Genomic DNA, 4,593 nt, shown 5'->3' on the forward strand with positions numbered 1-4,593 from the left:
TTAAACCCGAAATCGGTAAAGGGGTTTATGTTCCGTGGCGTGGCTTGCATGGGTTGAATATACAAAATATTCGGACAAAGTCGGCAGATAGTTCTACCGACCTTACCAATATCAGCCCAATCCCGTCATTGCGAGCGACGTAGGAGCGTGGCAATCTCGTTACGCCAGCAGAAGGGGGGGGCATTGGCAGAGAGTGGGATCGTTTCGGATTTTTGTACTGGAACGGATGCAGGGTCGAAAGATTTGCGGGTCTTATGTCTTATTTCTTATATCTTACGTATTCTAAAAATCTCACATCTCACATCTAACCGTCTCCTCAAGGAGATTGCTTCGGCTTGATACTAGTTGACGGTCTACCGAAAGATTCCGATCGTATTCTACCCTGTATCTCCGTTACCGCCTATCTCCAAGCCTCGCAATTACGGCGGCAGAAAGGTGAGTTTCGCTCCTAATGTATACACGTTTTACAATCAACCGATTTAACGAATCGACGCTTCGGCAATCCTGCAATTCAACGCTTCTACAACCCCACAGTTCCCCCATTACACGCTTCTCCCTGACGCTGAATGCAATGCCATACACCGGAGGTAATAATGGTTTTTTGAAAGACAAAAAAAGGTATTCAAAAAGCAAAAAAGATGATACAAGATATAAACACCAAAATTTTATATTCAAACACCAAAAAAAATGGTTCGTACCGAAAATTTTTTATGGTATTATATAGGTTATATTTTTACCTATTTTAGCTAGTAGCACTAAATGGGTGATACATGAGTAATGCTTTGATTACCAATCCATCAGTAGGTAAAACTTACACCCACTATGCGAGCCCCTCATTCAAAAAAATTAATTTATTCCTCTAAAAAGTAATTTAAAAATTAAATTTTGAAAATCGGTTAATCAAAATTAGGAAAATCATCCTTTGCATAAATTCCCTAAATTTCTATTCTTTGTAAAGCGGTTATGGCCATCTGTGACTGACGTGGTGAAACTGTGTCCGGACCCCAACACAACGCATTCGCATCCCTCAACCAATCGCCGAGTATTCCTTTCAATACCCATTACCCCCACACAGGATTTTCGCCAAGCCCACGAGGGTGCAGCGTAGCTCCTCGGGGGAAATCAATACGACCCCTGCCTTGCCGATTTACCCTGCAATGCCTTTGTTTGTGCTCATTAACCTTTCTTTTTCTTCATGCGAATTATCCTAACGGCCTTTTTCGGATGCCTGCTGCTGTGGTTGGCGGGCTCCTGTGTGCCCAATAAACGTGTCATCTACATGCAGGAACTGGGCAGCGAGGATCCGCTCTACCGGGAACTGCAGACGGTGCCCTACCGCTCCGAGGATTACTTTCTGCAATACAACGACGTGGTGGATATTCAGATCCGCACCACCTCCCCGGAACTGAACGCCCTGTTTGAAGTGGGCACGGGACAGCAAGGCATGAACATGGCCGGTGGACAGGGATTGATGAACGGAGGCGATATCTTCTTTATGACGGGCTTTACGGTCAGCGAAGATGGCGTCGTGGAACTCCCCCTCCTCGGCGAGGTGGCCATCCTCGGACTGACCACGCAGCAGGCAAAGGAACTGATCGAAGAACGCTTGACCGAGTACGTCAACCGGGACGACCTGTACGTACGGGTACGCCTGGGGGGCATCCGGTTTTCGGCCCTGGGGGAATTTGTCCGCAATGGCAACTTTACCATACTCCAAAATCAGATCACCATCTATCAGGCCATTGCCCATGCAGGAGATATGACGCCCGTGGCCAAGCGCAACGAGGTGGTGCTGGTGCGGCAATATCCCGAGGGCACCAAGTCCTTCCGCATCAACTTAAACGACAAACGCATCCTCGAGTCGGAGTTCTTCTTTATCCGGCCCAACGACATGCTGTATGCCGAACCCATGAAGGTGCGGGAATTGGGCACCGGCGTAAACTTTGTACAAACGTTCCAACTGGCCGTCACCACGCTCTCGGCGGTGCTGCTGGTGCTGAACGCAATTAACTGACCTGAATGAATTACCCACCACCCAATCCCCTTCCTACGAATCCGTACCCAAGGCCCAACCCCGGTCAGGACGACGACTCCCGGGAAATCCGGCAGATTGTCTGGCAATACCTGAGCATTTGGTACCTGGTGCTGCTTTCCGTGGTCATCGCACTGGCGGGCGCTTACCTCTACATACGGTACAGCACGCCCATCTATGAGGTAAGCAGCAAGTTCTTTATCAAGGAGAAGGAATCGCCCTTGAGCATCTTCGAAGACGCGGTGGGCCTCAGCAGTCAGGCGGAGATCGGCCTGATCAATCAGACCATCATGCTCAAGTCCCGCCCCATTGCCTCGGCGGCCCTGGCCAAGCTGGACTTTGACGTGGAATATTATACCCAAGGGGTCTTTATCCAAAAGGAGGTGTATGGCAACACCCCCCTTGCGGTGGACGTGGATTGGTCCCGGCCCCAGCTTGTGGGCGGAGGGCTGCGCATACGCTGGTCCGACTCCCAACAGTTTACCCTGGAGGCCGTGGATGAAACCTACACCCAGGTGCACGAACCCAGCCAAAGCCGCCTGCGCATCGAGGAACCGCAGATCCCGGCGGGCCCCTTTCCCTTCGGCAAGGCCATCGAGCTGCCCTTTCTCAACCTGACGGTAGCCCGCACGGGCCTGGAGGAAAGCGGGGAGATCGTGATCCGCCTGCGGGACAGGTCCGGGCTGATCGGCCAATACACGGGCACCAACCTAACAATTCAGCCGGTGGAGAAGCAATCCTCCATCCTGAACCTGAGCCTGAAAACGCCCACACCGGAAAAGGGAAGGGCCTACCTGAATACGCTGCAGGAGGTGTACCTGGAGGACGAGCTGGCGCAAAAAAACACCATGTCCACCAACACCATCGATTTTATAGACGCCCAACTGGTGGTGCTGTCCGACTCCCTGATGTACGCGGAAAGCCGCCTGGAAAATTTCCGCTCCAACAACCGCATCTACAACATCACCTCGGAGGGCAGTGCCGTGTTCCAACAGCTGAGCGAGCTGGAAGGGCAACTGGCACAGGAGGAGTTCAAACGGGATTATTACCGGCAACTCACCGACTACCTGGTACGGGAGGATTACTCGGACATCGTGGTGCCCTCGGGCCTCGGCATTCAGGATCCCATCCTCAACTCCCTGATCCAAAACCTGCTGCTCCTGCAGGCAGAGAAATCCAGCCACCTGGCAAAGCTGAAGGAGTCTGCCCCCATGGTGAGGGACGTAAATCGCAAGATTTCGGATATGAACCGCTCCATCCGGGAAGTGCTGCAAAACGTGGACCAAAATGCCGCGCTGATTATCGCTGACCTGCAGCAGCGGATCCGGGTCATGGAAGGAGACTTTAACCGCCTCCCACAGACGGAACAGAACCTGCTGCGCATACAGCGGGAGTTTGCGCTGAACGAGGGACTGTACACCTACCTGCTGCAAAAGCGGGCCGAAGCGGCCATCACCCGTGCCTCCAACACGGCGGCCAACCGGGTCGTGGAAGAGGCCATGGGCGGTGGGGGACCCATTTCGCCCCGTTCGGGAAGGGCCTATGCGCTGGCGCTTTCCCTGGGGATGCTGATCCCCCTGCTGGGTGTGCTGGCCAAGGTCTACCTGAATACCAAACTCAAAGACATCGGCGAGCTGCGGCAGCGCTCCGAGCTGAACTTGATTTCGCAGATCGGGTTTAGCGAGGAGACGGAAAACCTGGTGGTCTTTAACCGGCCGCGTTCCGGGGTGGCGGAGGCCTTTCGCTCCCTGCGCTCCAATATCAACTTTATCCTTCCCAAGGATCAGCCTGCCGTGATCATGCTAACCTCCTCCATCTCGGGCGAGGGCAAGACCTTCTGCGGCATCAACCTGGCCTCCGTGTATGCCCTGCTGGGCAAACGCACCGTGTTGGTGGGCTGCGACATGCGGAAGCCCAAGATTTTTGGGGACTTTGGACTGGAAAACAAAAAGGGGCTATCCAACTACCTCAGCGGGATGGAGGAACTGCCTGCCGTGGTGCAGCCCTCCGGGTACGAGCACCTGGATATCATCGCTTCCGGCCCCATTCCCCCCAATCCTTCCGAACTGCTGGTATCGGATCGCATGAACACGTTGCTGGACAGCCTGAAGGAGCGCTACGAGGTCATTATCCTGGATTGCCCCCCCGTGGGACTGGTATCCGAATCCCTGGATCTGATGCAGGTATCCGACCTCTGCCTCTTTATCCTGCGCTACAACTACAGCCAAAAGGCCTTTGTAGACCATATCAACCTGCTGAAAAAACAGCAGCAGCTTAAAAATGCCTACCTGGTGTTCAACGGCTTGGACAAGACCGCCAACTCCTACGGGTATGGCTATGGATACGGGTACGGCTATGGCTATGGCTATGGATACGGCTACTACTCCGACGACACCAAAAAGAGCTAGCCGTAGTAGGTACCTAACCACGACCCCTAAACCCACAACCCTGAACCACGAACTCTTCAACCCTTCAACTATTGCTGTTGATTGTTCATAGTTCAAAGTTAACATTACCGAACCCACAACCCCGAACCCTGAACCACGAACTCATTAACTCTT

Annotated in this window: 2 protein-coding genes; both read left to right on the top strand. The window is 53.1% G+C overall.

The annotated features are described in order from the left end of the window. The first annotated feature begins 1,279 nt into the window (after positions 1–1,279). Positions 1,280–2,014 (top strand): polysaccharide biosynthesis/export family protein, encoded by a 735-nt coding sequence (locus IAQ59_RS21520; RefSeq protein ID WP_209332920.1) that lies wholly within the window; start codon positions 1,280–1,282, stop codon positions 2,012–2,014. Between the two features lie 5 nt (positions 2,015–2,019). Continuing rightward, positions 2,020–4,440, top strand: coding sequence for a GumC family protein (locus IAQ59_RS21525; protein ID WP_209332919.1), 2,421 nt, complete (start codon positions 2,020–2,022; stop codon positions 4,438–4,440). Positions 4,441–4,593 lie beyond the last annotated feature (153 nt).

The sequence above is a fragment of the Lunatimonas salinarum genome (assembly GCF_017811155.1).
Lineage (GTDB): Bacteria > Bacteroidota > Bacteroidia > Cytophagales > Cyclobacteriaceae > Lunatimonas > Lunatimonas salinarum.